This is a genomic window from Nocardia sp. NPDC058640 (assembly GCF_042716995.1).
GTDB lineage: Bacteria > Actinomycetota > Actinomycetes > Mycobacteriales > Mycobacteriaceae > Nocardia.
Genome location: NZ_JBHXRG010000034.1, coordinates 21,781 through 38,095, shown reverse-complemented (window position 1 = coordinate 38,095; position 16,315 = coordinate 21,781). Strand labels below are relative to the sequence as shown.

Here is a 16,315-nt window from a genome sequence, read left to right as displayed (position 1 = left end):
ATGGCAGCGCGTAAACCGCTCATCGCGGGCAACTGGAAGATGAACCTGAACCACCTCGAGGCCATTTCGCTGGTGCAGAAGGTGGCGTTCGCGCTGCCGGAGAAGTACTTCGCGAAGGTCGACGTGGCGGTCATCCCGCCGTTCACCGATCTGCGCAGTGTGCAGTCGATCGTGGACGGCGACAAGCTGCTGATCACCTACGGTGCGCAGGACGTCTCGGCGCACGACTCCGGTGCCTACACCGGTGAGATCAGCGGCGCGATGCTGGCCAAGCTCGGCTGCACCTACGTGGTGGTCGGGCATTCGGAGCGTCGTCAGTACCACCACGAGGACGACGCGACCGTGCTGGCCAAGGCCAAGCAGGCGCTGAAGTACGAGCTCACCCCGATCGTGTGCATCGGTGAGGGGCTCGGGGTCCGCGAGGCGGGCACGCATGTGGAGTACAACCTCGAGCAGTTGCGTGGTTCGCTCAAAGGTCTGACGGCGGAACAGATTTCGCAGGTCGTCATCGCCTACGAGCCCGTCTGGGCCATCGGCACGGGCAAGGTCGCCTCGGCGGCCGACGCGCAGGAAGTGTGCGGCGCGATCCGTGGCGAGCTGGAGAAGCTGGCTTCGCCCGAGGTCGCCGCGGGTGTGCGGGTGCTCTACGGCGGGTCGGTGAACGCCAAGAACATCGGCGAGCTGATCCGTCAGCCCGATGTCGACGGTGCGCTGGTGGGTGGTGCGTCGCTCAAGGGTGACGAGTTCGCCACGCTGTCGGCGATCGCCGCGGGTGGTCCGCTGCCCTGATCGAGTAGGAACAACGCTGAGGGCCGCAAACCGATTGGTTTGCGGCCCTTCGCTTTTCGTAGCTACAGCTGTGCGTGCAGGATCAGGCCGAAGCCGTTGTCGTTGCGCAAGGTGAGAGTGTCGGCGTCGATGGTGGCGGTGGTTTTGCCGTCCAGTGCGCGCAGCACGTTCTGCTCGACTTCCATCACATCGGGCGGGCACATCATCCTGGTGGTGGCCACCGCGAACGTGACCGTCGCGCCGTCGACAGCCGCGGTGCCGGTCATCCGGTTGCACCCGGCGTTGCCGCTGACGGCGCCGCCGTCGCTGATCAGCAGGGTCGGGGCCGCCTCGTCGAGCGCGGTCGAGCGGACCTGCGCGTCGGGGGTGAGCATGGTGCCGGCCGCCCACGTGGTGCCGATCAGCGGCTTGTCGGGGGACGCGATCTTCTTGTCGGTGAGGTACACGGTGGTGCCTGCGCCGGTGAGCGTGAGCTTGCCACCGTCGAGGCGCCAGCCCGGCGCGGACTCCAGGAAAGTGTTCTGCCAGCCGTCAGCCTTGGCGCCTTCGCCCGGACACCCCATCAGGGTGCTCGCCAGCGCAGACGTACGCAGGATGCGATCGCTGAGGTCGACGGTGCCGCTGCTGGTGTTGCAGCCGGAGTTCGCCGAGATCCGGCCGTCGGCGAACGTGAGCGTCAACGGGCCGCCGCCGGGGATCGAGCCGCCTTCGACCTCGGTGGAAATATAGGTGTGGCCCATCGGCGTGGCGGCCTCGTCGGCCGGTTCCTTCTCCGCCGACCCACACCCGGCCACCGCCACGGTGAGAACGGCGAGGGCGGCGAGACGTCGAACAGTGATCCGCATGAAGCCGATCGTACGGCCCGCCCCGAACACCGACCGGCAGTGTTCGAGGCGGGTTGTCGGGTTCTGACCGACCGCGGTGTCCTGGCAGGTCGCGGTGCCGACCACACCGGAAGCCTGATCTTCGGCGATCACCTTGCCGTCGACGGTCACCTTGCACGAGACCGTCCCCCCGTCGACGCCCGCGAGGCGAACTTCCCCGATCCGCCCATCACGCTCGGTGTTTCGCTTTCTATTGTCGTGGGCCACAAGGTATCTGAGAGTTCGCGGGGAACTGGCGCAGCGGGCGCGCGGGGGCCGGGTGGCGCGGTCGCATCACGCGGGATGTCGGGGGCCGGGGATAAGGTCGGTGGGTGAGCATTGTCGCGGCGGAACGGATGTCGACCTGGGCGCCGTTGCGGTCGCCGCTGTTCCGGGCGTTGTGGATCGCGCAGTTGGTATCGAACCTGGGCACGTGGATGCAGACGGTCGGCGCGCAATGGCTGGTGGTCGACCAGCCGAACGCGGCCGCGCTGGTGGCCTTCGTGCAGACCGCGCTGACCTTGCCGGTGATGTTGCTGTCGATCCCGTCGGGGGTGCTCGCGGACCTGGTGGACCGGCGCAGGCTGCTGCTGGTCGCGCAGTCCGGCATGGCGGTGGTCTCGCTGTGCCTCACGGTGTCCACCGCCACCGGCCAAACTACGCCCGCGGTCCTGCTCAGTCTGCTGTTCCTGCTCGGATGCGGGCAGGCACTGACCGCGCCCGCCTGGCAGGCGGTGCAGTCGGAGTTGGTGCCGCGCGATCAGATCACCTCGGCGGCGGCGTTGGGCAGTATGAGCGTGAACATCGGCCGCGCCGTGGGCCCCGCGGTGGCGGGAGTGATCGTGTCGCTGGCCGGGCCGACCGTGGTGTTCGGGTTCAACACGGTGTCGTTCGTCGGGATCGTCGCGGTGCTGCTGGTATCGAAATGGCCCACGCGAAGCAGTCCGCTGCCCAGCGAACGGCCACTGGCCGCGCTACAGGCAGGCACCCGGTTCATCCGTGCCGCGCCCGCGATCCGGCGGGTGCTGCTGCGGGCGATCCTGTTCATCGCCCCCGCGAGTGCGGTGTGGTCGCTGCTGCCGGTGATCGCGCACGACCGGCTCGGGCTGTCGTCGGACGGGTACGGGCTGCTGCTTGGCGCACTCGGACTCGGTGCCGTGTGTGGTGCGCTGGGATTGTCGCGGCTGCGGATCCTGTTCACGCCCACGCAGCGTTTGGCGTTGGCCGCGGTGCTGTTCGGCATGGGTGCCGTAGCGACCGCGCTGGTGCACAACGTGGTCGTGGTGCTGGTGTTGCTGGTGGGGGCCGGGCTGGCGTGGCTGCTGGCGATGTCGACGCTGAACTCGACCATGCAGTTGCTGCTGCCCGCGTGGGTGCGGGCGCGCGGACTGTCGGTGTACATGCTCGTATTCATGGGCGGGCAGGCGATCGGTTCGCTGCTGTGGGGCCTGGTCGCCGGTGCGTACGGTGCCGTGACTGCGCTGCTGATCGCCGCAGGGCTGCTGGCGGGGTGTGCGGTGAGCACGGTGTGGTGGCCGATCCGCCACAACGTCGAGGAGATCGACCTGTCCCCGGCGGCGTTCTGGCCCGAACCGCAACTGGTCGTGGAACCCGAACCCGAGGACGGTCCCGTGCTGGTGATGCGCGGCTACGACGTGCCGCCCGCCGATGTGGCGGTGTTCACCGACTCGATGGCGCTGGTCGGCCGCTCCCGGCAGCGCACCGGCGCGATGGAATGGCGCCTGTACCGCGACGTCGGCACCGTCGACCGCTTCGTCGAAGCCTTCGTCGTACGCTCCTGGGCCGAGCACATGCACCAGCACCAAGTGCGCCTGACCGCCCGCGATCTAGAGATCGAACAGACCGTCGCCCAGTACTCCGCAGGCCCCCAGACCGTCTCGCACCTGGTCGCGGTGGAGCCTGGTTAGACCCTTCGGTCCTCGACCACCTAGGATGGTCGGCATGTCGCTGTTCCTCGATATCCTCCTTGTTGTCACCAGCTTGCTGTTGGTGCTGCTGGTGCTGTTGCACCGCGCCAAGGGCGGCGGCCTGTCCAGCCTCTTCGGTGGCGGCATGCAGTCGAGCCTGTCCGGCTCCACAGTCGTAGAGAAGAACCTCACCCGCATCACCATCTTCGTGGGCATCGTCTGGTTCATCGCGATCCTGGGCATCGGCCTCGAGATCAAGTTCGCCTGAGTTCACCCCAGTTCCTTCACCCTGCCGACCAGCGCACAGGCTGTCGGTAGGGTGTTTCTATGAGCTATGGGGGAGTGGCGCCGGTTCCGACTGTCTCCGCAGGGGAGCGGCGGGCACCGAGTTGGTGGCCGGTGGGATCCAGCGTGATCATCGGTGTGGTCGTGCTGTGCTGCCTGGGCTGGGTGTGGGCTGCCGTGACCCACGCCGACTTCGAGATGCTGCTGATCCTGCCGCTGTTTTTGGTCTTGACCGGTCTGGTGTGGGCCGTGTGGTCGATTTCCGGGCTGCTAATGTACCGCGTCGGGTGGATCAGCCTTGTCGTGCCGCTCGTCGTGGTGTTCACGGTGGGACTGCTGTCGAGTGGGCTGCCGGAACGGCTCGGGTGGCGGCTGTCGGAATCCGGGCTCGAGCAGGCCGCCCGAGCCTGCGATCCAGCCGACGGCAACCGTCGGATCGGGATGTATTCGATCAGCACGATCAAAGCTCGGGACAACGGGTGCCTGCTGACGGTTCCAGGGATGGGGGTGATCATGCCGGCCGGGTACGCCTACATGCCGGCAGGCGAACCACCCGCCGCGAGTGGGGAATACGACGAGAGTTACACCCACCTCGAGGGCCCGTGGTATCGGTTTACGAACTAGCTCAGCACCGTACGCCGTGCGGCGGTCTCGATCGCGGTTTCGCTCAACAGCACGGTGTCCGCGGCGGGACCGAGGGGGATGAAGCTGTCCTCGCTGGTGACGCGGGCGAGTGCGCCGCGGTATCCGCCGTCGATCAGTGCCGCGTAGACGGATTCGGAAACTCCACCGCTGCTGCGGGTTTCGTCGGCCACGAGAACCCGGCTGGTGACTTCGGCGTGGTGGAGAAGGTCATCGACCGGTAGTGGGTTCAGCCAGCGCAAGTCCAGGACGCGTGCGTGAATTCCCCTGGTGGCCAGACGATCAGCGGTGCGCACGCTCATCGGTACGCCGTTGCCGAAGGTGACGATGGTGAGGTCTTTACCGTCACCGTAGACGCGGGCACTGCCGATCGGGATGTGCTCGGAAACCGGTGCCGCCTGCCATGATTCGTCGCCTGGGCGCAGATCCCTGGTGTGATACAGCGCGATCGGTTCCACGAACACGCAGACGCGACCGTCGACCCTGGCGGCTGACACACAGGTTCGCAGCAGACCGGCCGCATCATCGGCGCGCGATGGCACGGCCACCACCACGCCCGGGATATCACGCAGTGCCGCAAGGGAATTGTCGTTGTGGAAGTGGCCGCCGAAGCCCTTTTGGTAGGCCAGGCCTGCGATGCGGAGGACCATCGGGTTGCGGTACTGGCCGTTCGAGAAGAACTGCAGGGTGGCTGCTTCGCCGCGGATCTGGTCGGCGGCGTTGTGGACGTAGGCCAGGTATTGGACCTCGGGGATGGGGATGAAACCGGCCAGGGCGGTGCCGAGGGCGGTGCCGAGGATGGACTGTTCGTCGAGGAGGGTGTCGAAGACTCGACGGGCTCCGAAGCGTTTTCTCAGGCCTTTGGTGACGCCGTAGACGCCGCCTTTTCGGCCGACGTCCTCGCCGAATACGAGCACGTCACGGTTCTCGGCGAGGAGTTCGCCGAGGGTGTGGTTGATCGACTGTGCCAGTGTCATCGGAGCGGGGAGTTCCGTTGTCGCGGATTCAGGGTGGGGCCGGGTCACGTCTTCACGGATGGCATCGGGATGGGTCGGGGCCAGAGGTGCGATCACCGCGGCCGCGGAATCGAGTCGGGCCTCCCGCACCACCTCGTCGGCGGTCTCGCGCACGCGCGCACCGATGCGCTCGTAGCGATCGAGGAGGTCGTCGGCGTCGGTGACACCCGCTGAGATCAGGTAGCGGGCGGTGCCGAGGAGTGGGTCGCGAGCGAGGTCGGCGGCGATGTCAGCGGGGCTGCGGTAGGCAGACTCGACATCGGAGCCCGCGTGCCCCCCGAGTCGGACCGTGCGCAGATGCAGGAACACCGGCACCCGCCAGGTCCGCGCCAGATGCACCGCGTCCTGCGCGGCACCGAGCGCATCGGGCAGGTCGCACCCGTCGGCGGCGAGGTAGGTCAGGCCCGGTCGCGGACCGTAAGCCCGCTCGATCCAGTCCGGCGCGGTGGGCACGCTGATGCCCAGACCGTTGTCCTCACACACGAAAACCAACGGCATCGGCACCCCCTGATGGGCTGCGTGCAGTGCGGCGTTGATGGCCCCGACGGCCGTCGAATGATTCGCCGACGCATCACCGAAACTGCACACCACCACCGCGTCGGCAGGCCACGAACACGAAACCCCTTGCTTGGCAGCTCGATCCAACGCGAACGCCAACCCCACCGCGCGTGGCAGATGCGAAGCGATGGTCGAAGTCTGCGGAATGATCGACGCTGCCGCACTGCCGATCACCTTGTGCCGCCCACCCGAAATCGGATCCGCCGCCGCCGCGACCACCCCGAGTAACACATCCCGAATCGGATCCAACCAACGAATCTGCTTGCACCGCTGCACAAAGAACGCCGCCGACCGATAGTGCAGCAGCGCCGGATCGTCCACCCGCAACGCGGCCGCCACCGCCGCATTGCCCTCGTGCCCCGAAGACCCGATGCTGTAGAACCCCTGCCGAGCAGCCCCCAGCCGCCGCGCCGTCAGGTCGAGATGCCTACTGGCAACCTGAGAGTCGAACAGTTCGATCCCGAACGCGGCATCGATGGCCCCCACCGAATCGATTCGATCGGGCACAGCGATCCGCCCCATCGCGCCCCGAAAAGCCTCATCCAGGTCAAGCGAACCCAGCGCCACCGCAACTCCTCGCCCGCAGTCGAGTCGACGTCCGAACCGTCGGCATCTGCCAAGAAAACTACTGTCATGGCGCGGGCAGCACGGGGCAATTCCCGTAGACGCGCGCAACTTGTGTTACTCGACCGCGAGGCCCGCACGGCGATGGGCCCGAAATCCGTGGCTCCGATTCGGGAGTGAGTGATCACACATTCGGCCGCACGTCGCCCGGGTGCGACAGCGTCAATTCCCCTGGTGGAACGGCATTGTGGGATGCGACAGTGAGTAGTGCGTGATGACTATCAATCCGCACGCAGGTTTTGACGGGGGCGCATTGGTCATGTTTACAGTGGCGCGTCCGGCACCGTGACGGTGCCGTATGTCGACATGATCAAGAAGCGGGGAGTTCGAGATGGCCGGCAAGCACCGAAGAGTCAAAGCAGGAATAATCGCCAGACGCGCGGCACCGGCATTGGGGATCCTTCCCGTGATGTTCGCTGTCGCCTGCACCAACACCGGCACCGATGTCGCGAGTTCGACATCCACCAGCCAGGCGCCCGGCGACACGCAGGCGCCGAAAACCACGACGGCGACGCCGAATCCGGCGACACCGAAACCCGAACCGGGAACCGCCACCCCGCCGCCGCCCGGTGATCGGGGTGCCACGCCGGTGGTCGGGCCGGGGCGCACCACCACGGTGCAGCCGGGTGTCACCGCGCCGGGCGATGATCCCAACGCCGCGTTCGGGCCGCGCACGACTCCGCGTCAGCCGGGGGTGACCGTGCCGCGTGAGGCCAAGCCGGGTCCGTTCGGGGAATATGTTGTGCCGCCGGGTCATCGGACGGTGCCCAGCAACGAGGGTGCGCCGCCGGTGAACCTGGGCGCGCTGCACGCACCGCAAGCGGTGGAGCCGGTCGCGCCGATCGCCCCGCCGGACCGGACGCTGCGGTTGGGCGACTTCACCTCGCCGGTGCCCGACGCGGTGCCCGAGGACCTTCTCGACGGGGTGAACTCGGCCGCCGCCAACACCGAAGCGGCGATCGCCACAGGTGGTAAGTCGATCGGCATCGACCCGAGTCGTTCGGACAAGATCGCCGCAGGCGCCTTGGCCGGCGCGGCGGTGGCCGGCGTGCCGACAGCGGTCGCGTGTGGCGTGGCCGGTGGGTTGATCACCTCTGTCACGCTCGCCCCCGCCGCCGCGGTCGCGGCCGGTGCCGCTGCGGGCGCCGCGACGGCCGGGGTGATGGCCGCCCCTGCGGCAGGCGCTGCGTACGCGGCCACGGTCGCCGCGGGTTCGGCAGTCGGCGCGGTCGCCTGCGGTGTACCCGCAGCAGTGGTCGGCGGCGTTATCGGCGGAGCGGTAGGAAGCGTGGTCTGACGCGGCCGCTGCGCACACTGTGATCTGAACACACGTTGCCCTCCATGCCGATTCGGCTGGAGGGCAACGTTTTTCGGTATGTGGACCTAGCGCGGTCAGCGTGCTCACGGTGAATCTCGCTGTCCCCTTTGGCAATGGACGCGATCAACACTCGGTCGTCGGCCACGGTCGTGGTGATGAGTCAACGTCGTTCAGTATGCGGACCCTAGTGCGAGACAGCGTGCTCAAGACGAATCTCACTGTCCCCGTTCGGCAATCGACGCGATCAACGTTCGCCCGTCACGCACCGTCGTGGTAATGAGCTGGGTATAGAGCAGATCGTCGGCCGGAGAACCACCGGGCCGACGTTCGGTCAGGTCGAGTTCGTAACTGTCGGGCCCGATTTGGCTGATCTGGGCGCAGTAGGTGGTGCCGACCGGAATGTACTTGTCGATGCCGCCCTGGATGGTCGGCGCCGAACCCACCGTGTCGGCCTCGGGTGCCACGAACGACCGCGCCTTCTCACCGTCGCGGTCGGTGTAGAACGCGTACTCGAACCCCAGGATCACGCCGGGACCGGAGTGGATGTCACCGGGACCGCGGCCGACGGTCAGATTGCCGCGCTGTTCTTCGACGCAGGGCAGTGGTCCTGCCGTCCTGGTCGTCGTCGGCGGGCTCGTCGCGGCGACGACGACCGTTTCGGGTTCGTTGTCCTGACCCGTCACCACCACATAGGTCATCCCCGCCGCGACGCCGATCGCCACCGTGGCCACCGCGCCGAGGGCGATCAGGCCGATCCCGCGACGACCGGACTTCGCAGCGCCGGTGGCAGGCGTGCTCGCGCTGTGCAGCTCATCGAACAGATCGTCCTCGTCCCACGAGGACTGTTGCCGCGGCCGCCCGGCCGACTTACCGAGCCCGAAGATCTCGGCCATCGGGTCGTCATCCCACGACGGCGGCGGTTCGCCCAGCCGATCATCGCGACTGGGTGGTGGAGATTCGCGATGCGGTTCCTGCGGCAAAGGCGGGCGAGCCTGCATCGGCGGCGGAGGTTCGCGCCGAGCCTGCTGAATCGGCCGTGCGGGTGCCGACCAGTCGGGCAACCCCTCGGTGGCACGCATCGGCTCATTGCCCGCGGGCGCCCGGAACTGAGGCGGCGGCGCCGGGATCATCGCGTCCGGAGCAGACTCCGGATCAGCCGGTCGCCACGCAGTCGGCGCCTGCTCGTGCAACCCCGCCACGGCGGCCGGATCGGGCCCGAGTTCGTCCAGCGGCGGACCGAACGGTGACCCCGAACTCTCGTCCTCCCATGGTCCTGAGGAACCCACCCATCACCCTTTCCCTTCCCACGCCGGCACCTCGCACCCGGCTCGAGCGCACACTGCGCGCACGGGGCACGACAGCACCACAGGTAGACAACCCGCGACGTCCCGGCTCGGCGAACTCACGTCCCCCGCCACACCGATCGCCCGACATTTTACCCGCTCCGACCAGGTCGGGAACCGAACAGCGCGCGCGTACAGGGGATACGACCACGCGCTGTGCGAATGATCATGAACTGCCAGAAAAATGTTTAGACGACGAAGCCGGACCGCGAGTATCGCGGTCCGGCTTCGGGAACAGCAGTGATCTATTCGTCGTCGAGCAGCAGATCCGAGGCGGCGGGCTCGTCGATGACCCACGTGGTCGACTCGATGCCGACCGCGCCCGCGGCGGGGACGTCGTCAGGGGAGGCGCCGTTGACCGCGGCGGCCACCGCGGCGGCCTTGCCCTGGCCGCTGACCACGAGCATCACGTGCTTGGAGCGGTGGACCGCGGGCAGGGTCAGGGTGACCCTGGTCGGCGGGGGTTTGGGGCAATCGTGGACGGCGACAACGTATTCCGTTGTTTCGCGGACCGCGGGGGAGTGCGGGAACAGCGAGTCGATGTGACCTTCGGGGCCCATGCCGAGAATGGTGAGGTCGACGTCGCCGCGCTTGTCGAGCTGGTCGTGGATGACCCTGGCGTAGGCGAAGGCGGCTTCCTCGGGGGTGGAGTAGGGGCCGTCGGAGGGGGCGATCGGGAAGATGTGCGCCGGGTTGAGCGGCACGTGGGCCAGCAGGGCCTCGGCCGCTTGCAGGGCGTTGCGGTCGGGGTCGGCCACGGGCACGAAACGTTCGTCGCCCCAGTAGACGAACAGGTTGGCCCAGTCGATGTCGCCGGGGGACCGGCGGACCTTCTCGAGCAGGCGGATGCCGTCGCTGCCGCCGGTCAGCGACACCGAGGCCTGGCCGCGTTCGGCTTGGGCGGCCACGATCACGTCGACGAAGCGTTCGGCCGCGGCGTCGGCCAGCAGCTCGGGGTCGTCGTGGATCTCGATGGTGTTGGCGGGGAATTCGGCACCGAGGTCGTCTGAACTGTCGAGATCACTCATAGGTCACCTTCTCGATTCCGGCGAGCGCTTCGGCGTAGATCTCGTCGGCGTCGAGCCGGCGCAGTTCTTCGGCGAGGCAATCGCGAGTTTCCCGGCGGGCCAACGCAATTCGCTGGTCGGGTTCGCCGGTGCGGGTCAGCGTGGCGGTCCTTCCTAGTTGAGGGCGTTCGATGGCGATCGAATCGGTGGTGCGCTGGATCTCCACCTTCAACTCCCCGGTCTTGCGGATCACCGGGCAGTGCAGACGGGAGGCCAGCCAACCGGCCAGGGTGTCCAGTGCGGGTTCGGACGCCAGCCCCGACACGATCACCTTGGTGACCGGTTCGAACGGCGGCTCGTCCAGGGCCGCGGCCAGCAGCGCCCGCCAGTAGGTGATGCGGCTCCACGCCAGGTCGGTGTCGCCGGAGGCGTAGGTGCGCACTCGGTTCTTGATCGTGGCCAGCGGATCGGGCGCGAAGGTGGCGTCGGTGATGCGACGTTTGGCCAGCTTGCCCACCGAGTCCATCGACGGGAACTCCGGGGCGCCGCGCGGCCACCACGCCACCACCGGGGTGTCGGGCAGCAGGAACGGGGTCACCACGCTGCTCTCGTGGTTCACCAGCGCACCTTGCAGTCGCAGCACGATCACCTCGGCCGCTCCGGCGTCGCCGCCGACGCGGATCTGCGCGTCCAGGCGGGTGTCGGCGTCGCGGTCACCGCGCGCCAGCACGATGACCCGGCAAGGGTGTTCGCGACTGGCGTCGTTGGCGGCGTCGATCGCGTCCTCGGCTTCGGAGGAATCCAGAGTGCACACCACCAGGGTGAGCACCCGACCCTGGGTGATCACGCCGTTGGTCTCGCGCAACTGCACCATCCGCTTACCGACGTCGACGGTGGTGGTGTCGGGCATGTCGACGATCACGGGCGCCGCCATTCCCGCCCGCTGCGCGCGAGCATCTCATCGGCCGAGGTGGGACCCCAGGTCCCGGCCTCGTAGGGTTCGGGTTTACCGCCCGCGGCCCAGTGTGCGAGCACGGGATCGAGGATGCGCCAGGACAATTCGACCTCCGCGTTGACGGGGAACAGCGACGGCACGCCGAGCAGCACGTCGAGGATCAGGCGTTCGTAGGCTTCGGGGGAGGACTCGGTGAAGGCTTCGCCGTAGCTGAAGTCCATGTTCACGTCGCGCACTTCCATGCCCGAACCGGGGACTTTGGAGCCGAAGCGCAAGGTGATGCCCTCGTCGGGCTGCACCCGGATGACCAGGGCGTTCTGGCCCAGTTCCTCGGTCATGGTCTGATCGAAGGGCAGGTGTGGTGCGCGTTTGAACACCACCGCGATCTCGGTCACCCTGCGCCCCAAGCGTTTTCCGGTGCGCAGATAGAACGGCACACCCGCCCAGCGGCGGTTCTCCACGTGCAAGGTCAGTGCCGCATAGGTTTCGGTGCGCGACTGCGGATCGAAGCCCTCTTCCTGATGCAGGCCGACCACGTGCTCGCTGCCCTGCCAGCCCTCGGTGTACTGCCCGCGCGCGGTGGTTTCGTCCAGTGGCGCAACGAGTTTGGTGGCCGACAGCGCCTTGATCTTCTCGGTGGTCAGCTGCATCGGTTCGAAGGAGGTGGGCTCCTCCATCGCGGTCAGCGCCAGCAGCTGCAGCAGGTGGTTCTGGATGACGTCGCGCGCGGCGCCGATCCCGTCGTAATAGCCTGCGCGACCGCCCAATCCGATGTCCTCGGCCATGGTGATCTGCACGCTGTCGACATAGTTGGCGTTCCAGATCGGCTCGAACAGCTCGTTGGCGAAGCGCAGCGCCAGAATGTTCTGGACCGTTTCCTTGCCCAGATAGTGGTCGATCCGGAAGACCTGCTCCTCGGGGAACACCCGGTTGACCAGGGCGTTGAGTTCCTTGGCGCTGGCCAGGTCGTGGCCGAACGGCTTCTCGATCACCACGCGCCGCCACGGGACGTACCCGTCGGGTTCGGGGGTGGCCTGCGCCAGGTCGTGCTCGCACAGCTGGTCCAACACCACCGGGAACATGTTCGGCGGAATCGACAGGTAGAAGGCGTAATTGCCGCCGGTGCCGCGGGTTTCGTCGAGGTGCTTCAAGGTTTCGGCCAGGGTGGCGAAGGCCTTGTCGTCGTCGAAACTGCCCTGCACGAACCGCAGCCCCTCGGCCAGGTGATCCCAGACCTCCTGCCGGAAGGGAGTGCGCGCGTGCTTCTTCACCGCCTCGAGTACCACCGAGGCGAAGTCCTCGTCGGCGTAGTTGCGCCGGGCGAAGCCGACCAGGGCGAAACCAGGGGGCAGCAGCCCCTGGTTCGCCAGGTCATAGATGGCCGGCATCAGCTTCTTGCGGGACAGGTCTCCGGTGACACCGAAGATCACCAGGCAGCACGGGCCCGCGATGAAGGGAACCCGTTTGTCGCGTTCGTCGCGCAGCGGGTTGTGCCACAGCCCCGCCTGATCCGTCGTTGCTGTGCCGGCCATCGTGTTAGTTGCCTTCCGCCGCCGCGATATCCAATTGACCGGTGGTGGCCTCGATCAGCTCACCCCACGCGGCCTCGAACTTGTCGACCCCTTCGCGCTCGAGCAGCGCGAACACGTCGTCGAGATCGACACCGACCGCCGCCAGCTCGGCGAACACCGCGGCACCCTCGGCGCCACGTCCGCTGAGCGTGTCGCCCAGGACCTCACCGTGATCGGCGAAAGCCTGCAGCGTCTTCTCCGGCAGGGTGTTGACCGTGTTCGGTCCCACCAGCTCGGTGACGTAGAGGGTGTCGGAGTACTCGGGGTTCTTCACCCCGGTCGACGCCCACAGCGGCCGCTGCCGGTTGCCACCCTGCGAGGCCAGGTGGTTGTAGGTGGAGGTGTGCGCGCCACCGTCGAACACGTCCTGGTACTCCGCGTACGCCAGTCGAGCGTTGGCCACGCCCGCCTTGCCGCGCAGCGACAGTGCCTCGGGCGTGCCGATCGCTTCCAGCCGCTTGTCGATCTCGGTGTCCACGCGGGACACGAAAAACGAAGCGACGGAATGGATCTTGGCCAGGTCGTGCCCGCCGATCTTGGCGTTGCGCAGACCGTCGAGGTACGCGCCCATCACCGCACGGTAGCGCGGCACCGAGAAGATCAGCGTCACGTTCACGCTGATGCCCTCGCCGATCACCGAGGTGATCGCGGGCAGGCCCGCTTCGGTGGCCGGGATCTTGATGAACAGGTTCTTGCGGTCGACGATCTTCCACAGCTCGATCGCCTGGGCCACGGTCTTGTCGGCGTCGAAGGCGAAGCGCGGGTCGACCTCGATCGACACCCGCCCGTCCACGCCGCCGGTGGCCTCGAACACCGGCGCGAGCACGTCGCAGGCGGCGCGCACATCGTCGGTGGTCATCGTGCGGATCGCCGCGTCGGCGTCCGCCCCTTGCGCCGCAAGGTCTTTCAGCTGTTTGTCGTAGGAATGCCCCACGCTCAACGCAGCCTGGAAGATGCTCGGATTGGTGGTGACACCGACGACACTGCGGGTCGCGATCAGCTCGGCGAGGTTGCCGGACTGGATGCGATCACGCGAGAGATCGTCGAGCCACACCGAGACACCCGCGGCCGACAGGGCGGCCAGATTCGCGTTCTGTGTCATGGTTTCTACCCCTTCACATTGTCGAGCGAACGCTGTGCGGCGGCGACCACGGCATCGGCGGTGATACCGAATTCGTTGTACAGCTTCTGGTACGGCGCCGACGCACCGAAGTGGTCGATGCCCACGTGCTCGCCGGCGTCGCCGAGGAACCGGTGCCACGGCATCGCGATACCGGCCTCCACCGACACGCGAGCGCGCACCGACGGGGGCAGCACCTGCTCGCGGTAGGACTTGTCCTGCGCGTCGAACCACTCCACACACGGCAGCGAGACCACGCGGGTGGCGATGCCCTTGCCTTCCAGGGTAGTGCGCGCTTCGAGGGCGAGGTGGACCTCGGAACCGGTGGCCATCAGCACCACCTGCGGGGTGCCGTTCGCGGCGTCGGCCAGCACGTAGCCGCCCTTCGACGCGCCTTCGTAGCTGGTGCCTTCCAGCGTGGGCACGTTCTGGCGGGTCAGCGCCAGCGCCGACGGGCCGTCGGTCTTGGCGGGCTCGAACACCGGGTAGTGCGAGTGGTGCTCGTCGGAACCACGCTCGAGCAGCGAACGCCACACGTAGGTGGTCTCGTTGGCATCGGCAGGGCGGATCACGTTCAGGCCCGGGATGGCCCGCAGCGATGCCAGGTGCTCGATCGGCTGGTGGGTCGGGCCGTCTTCGCCCAGACCGATGGAGTCGTGGGTCCACACGTAGGTGACCGTGGTGCGCATCATCGCGGCCAGGCGCACCGGCGGACGCATGTAGTCGCTGAACACCAGGAAGGTGCCACCGTACGGGCGGGTCGGGCCGTGCAGAGCGATGCCGTTGAGGATCGAACCCATCGCGTGTTCACGCACACCGAAGTGCAGCGTGCGACCGTACGGCTCGGCCTTCCAGTGCGCGGTGGAGATGTCCTTGGGACCGAAGCTGGGCTGGCCGGGCATCGTGGTGTTGTTGGACTCGGCCAGGTCGGCAGACCCGCCCCACAGCTCGGGCAGCACGTCGGCCAGCGCCGCGAGCACCGCGCCCGACGCCTTGCGAGTGGCCATGCCCGACGCGCTGGGCTCGAACTCGGGCAGCGACTTCTCCCAGCCCTCGGGCAGCGCCCGGGCCTGCAGACGCTGGTAGAGGTCGTGGTTGTCGGGGTTCTTCAGCGCCCACGCCGCGAACTCGAGGTCCCACTTCGCCTGCTCGGCCAGGCCGCGGATCACGGCCTTGCGGGTGTGCGCGATGACGTCGGGGGCGACCTCGAAGGACGCGTCCGGGTCGAAGCCCAGCTCCTTCTTGATCGCGGCGACCTCGTCGGCACCCAGCGCGGCACCGTGCGCGGCACCGGTGTTCATCTTGGTCGGCGCGGGGAAGCCGATGATGGTGCGCAAGATGATCAGCGACGGCTTGTCGCGAACGGCCTTGGCCGCGGCCAGCGCCGCCTCGATCGCGACGATGTCCTCGCCGCCCTCCACGGTCTGCACGTGCCAGCCGTAGGCCTCGTAACGTGCGCCGACGTTCTCGTTGAACGCGATCAGCGTGTCGTCTTCGATGGAGATGTCGTTGTCGTCGTAGATCACCACGAGGTTGCCCAGCTGCTGGGTGCCCGCGATCGACGAGGCTTCCGAGGTGACGCCCTCCTCGAGGTCACCGTCGGAGGCGATGGTGTAGATGAAGTGGTCGAACAGGCTCTCGCCCTCGGCGGCGGACGGGTCGTACAGACCACGCTCACGACGCGCCGCCATCGCCATACCGACCGCGGACGCCAGGCCCTGACCCAGCGGGCCGGTGGTCATCTCCACGCCGTTGGTGTGGCGGTACTCGGGGTGGCCGGGGCACAGCGAACCCCACTGGCGCAGCGATTCCAGATCCTCGAGCTCCAAGCCGAAACCGGCGAAGTAGAGCTGGATGTACAGGGTGAGGCTGGAATGTCCACACGACAGCACGAAGCGGTCGCGGCCGGTCCACCACGGATCGGCGGGGTTCTGCCGCATCGTGCGTTGGAACAGGGTGTAGGCGACCGGTGCGAGGCTCATCGCGGTGCCGGGATGCCCGTTGCCCGCCTTCTGCACAGCGTCGGCGGCCAGCACGCGGGCCGTGTCCACGGCCTTGGTGTCGAGGTCCGTCCAGTCGCTGGGGTAGTTCCGCTGAGTGAGGGCGCGAATGTCGCTGGTGACTGGCACGACCGTGGTTCTCCTGACCTAGGTTTCGTCGACGGCGATAGCGTGGCAGCGGCGATGATGACGTACGGATCGCACGCGGCCGGGAAGCGTACCGATGTTCATGAATACCCTAGTGGTGCTGGTTCATCGGATCGGCGCGAACCCTGGGTGCGAGTCTAGTTCGGATC

At 67.6% G+C, this 16,315-nt stretch carries 13 protein-coding genes; 5 read left to right on the top strand and 8 right to left on the bottom strand.

Going from position 1 to position 16,315, the window contains the following annotated elements:
- Nucleotides 1-789, top strand: coding sequence for a triose-phosphate isomerase (tpiA, locus tag ACFWU5_RS25300; protein ID WP_379269245.1), 789 nt, complete (start codon nucleotides 1-3; stop codon nucleotides 787-789).
- Between the two features lie 62 nt (nucleotides 790-851).
- Here the strand turns inward: tpiA and ACFWU5_RS25295 are convergent, their stop codons facing one another.
- Nucleotides 852-1,784, bottom strand: a complete 933-nt coding sequence (locus ACFWU5_RS25295) for an META domain-containing protein (RefSeq protein WP_379269243.1) — start codon at nucleotides 1,782-1,784, stop codon at nucleotides 852-854.
- 224 nt (nucleotides 1,785-2,008) lie between these two features.
- Here ACFWU5_RS25295 and ACFWU5_RS25290 point away from each other — a divergent pair, with 224 nt between their 5' ends.
- From ACFWU5_RS25290 to ACFWU5_RS25280, 3 genes are read left to right on the top strand one after another with little or no spacing between them, the layout of a single operon-like run.
- Entirely contained in the window at nucleotides 2,009-3,580 is a 1,572-nt protein-coding gene (locus ACFWU5_RS25290) for an MFS transporter (RefSeq protein ID WP_379269261.1), read from the top strand.
- A gap of 34 nt (nucleotides 3,581-3,614) precedes the next feature.
- Nucleotides 3,615-3,848 (top strand): preprotein translocase subunit SecG, encoded by a 234-nt coding sequence (gene secG / locus ACFWU5_RS25285; protein WP_379242191.1) that lies wholly within the window; start codon nucleotides 3,615-3,617, stop codon nucleotides 3,846-3,848.
- 59 nt (nucleotides 3,849-3,907) lie between these two features.
- Nucleotides 3,908-4,489 (top strand): hypothetical protein, encoded by a 582-nt coding sequence (locus ACFWU5_RS25280; protein WP_379269241.1) that lies wholly within the window; start codon nucleotides 3,908-3,910, stop codon nucleotides 4,487-4,489.
- Here ACFWU5_RS25280 and ACFWU5_RS25275 read toward each other — a convergent pair.
- Nucleotides 4,486-6,603: a thiamine pyrophosphate-dependent enzyme gene (locus ACFWU5_RS25275; protein WP_379269259.1), complete on the bottom strand. Its 2,118-nt coding sequence runs from the start codon at nucleotides 6,601-6,603 to the stop codon at nucleotides 4,486-4,488. The two genes, ACFWU5_RS25280 and ACFWU5_RS25275, sit on opposite strands and share 4 nt — an antisense overlap.
- A gap of 511 nt (nucleotides 6,604-7,114) precedes the next feature.
- On the opposite strand from ACFWU5_RS25275, the gene ACFWU5_RS25270 reads away from it, so the two are divergent.
- Nucleotides 7,115-8,002 (top strand): hypothetical protein, encoded by an 888-nt coding sequence (locus tag ACFWU5_RS25270; protein WP_379269258.1) that lies wholly within the window; start codon nucleotides 7,115-7,117, stop codon nucleotides 8,000-8,002.
- A gap of 236 nt (nucleotides 8,003-8,238) precedes the next feature.
- On the opposite strand, the gene ACFWU5_RS25265 is transcribed toward ACFWU5_RS25270, so the two are convergent.
- The 6 genes from ACFWU5_RS25265 to tkt all read right to left on the bottom strand — a co-directional run bounded on the left by ACFWU5_RS25265 (nucleotide 8,239) and on the right by tkt (nucleotide 16,148).
- Entirely contained in the window at nucleotides 8,239-9,309 is a 1,071-nt protein-coding gene (locus tag ACFWU5_RS25265; protein ID WP_379269239.1) for a hypothetical protein, read from the bottom strand.
- Between the two features lie 302 nt (nucleotides 9,310-9,611).
- On the bottom strand, nucleotides 9,612-10,394 hold the full coding sequence (pgl, locus tag ACFWU5_RS25260) for a 6-phosphogluconolactonase (protein ID WP_379269238.1): 783 nt from the start codon (nucleotides 10,392-10,394) through the stop codon (nucleotides 9,612-9,614).
- Nucleotides 10,387-11,295 (bottom strand): glucose-6-phosphate dehydrogenase assembly protein OpcA, encoded by a 909-nt coding sequence (opcA, locus tag ACFWU5_RS25255; protein ID WP_379242486.1) that lies wholly within the window; start codon nucleotides 11,293-11,295, stop codon nucleotides 10,387-10,389. Before opcA ends, pgl begins: the two co-directional genes overlap by 8 nt.
- Complete coding sequence (gene zwf, locus ACFWU5_RS25250; protein ID WP_379242188.1) at nucleotides 11,292-12,860, bottom strand: glucose-6-phosphate dehydrogenase; 1,569 nt, start codon at nucleotides 12,858-12,860, stop codon at nucleotides 11,292-11,294. Before zwf ends, opcA begins: the two co-directional genes overlap by 4 nt.
- 4 nt (nucleotides 12,861-12,864) lie before the next feature.
- Nucleotides 12,865-14,001 carry a transaldolase gene (gene tal, locus ACFWU5_RS25245; RefSeq protein ID WP_379242187.1) on the bottom strand — a complete coding sequence of 379 codons (1,137 nt, stop codon included), beginning with the start codon at nucleotides 13,999-14,001 and terminating at the stop codon, nucleotides 12,865-12,867.
- A gap of 5 nt (nucleotides 14,002-14,006) precedes the next feature.
- Nucleotides 14,007-16,148, bottom strand: coding sequence for a transketolase (tkt, locus tag ACFWU5_RS25240; RefSeq protein WP_379269236.1), 2,142 nt, complete (start codon nucleotides 16,146-16,148; stop codon nucleotides 14,007-14,009).
- Between the last annotated feature and the right edge of the window lie 167 nt (nucleotides 16,149-16,315).

What these genes read in the sequence shown, in the direction of transcription:
- tpiA (WP_379269245.1), top strand. Translation starts at nt 1, where the DNA reads ATGGCAGCGCGTAAACCGCTCATCGCGGGCAACTGGAAGATGAACCTG.
- ACFWU5_RS25290 (WP_379269261.1), top strand. Translation starts at nt 2,009, where the DNA reads ATGTCGACCTGGGCGCCGTTGCGGTCGCCGCTGTTCCGGGCGTTGTGG.
- secG (WP_379242191.1), top strand. Translation starts at nt 3,615, where the DNA reads ATGTCGCTGTTCCTCGATATCCTCCTTGTTGTCACCAGCTTGCTGTTG.
- ACFWU5_RS25280 (WP_379269241.1), top strand. Translation starts at nt 3,908, where the DNA reads ATGAGCTATGGGGGAGTGGCGCCGGTTCCGACTGTCTCCGCAGGGGAG.
- ACFWU5_RS25275 (WP_379269259.1), bottom strand. Translation starts at nt 6,603, where the DNA reads ATGGGGCGGATCGCTGTGCCCGATCGAATCGATTCGGTGGGGGCCATC.
- ACFWU5_RS25270 (WP_379269258.1), top strand. Translation starts at nt 7,115, where the DNA reads ATGTTCGCTGTCGCCTGCACCAACACCGGCACCGATGTCGCGAGTTCG.
- pgl (WP_379269238.1), bottom strand. Translation starts at nt 10,394, where the DNA reads ATGAGTGATCTCGACAGTTCAGACGACCTCGGTGCCGAATTCCCCGCC.
- zwf (WP_379242188.1), bottom strand. Translation starts at nt 12,860, where the DNA reads ATGGCCGGCACAGCAACGACGGATCAGGCGGGGCTGTGGCACAACCCG.
- tal (WP_379242187.1), bottom strand. Translation starts at nt 14,001, where the DNA reads ATGACACAGAACGCGAATCTGGCCGCCCTGTCGGCCGCGGGTGTCTCG.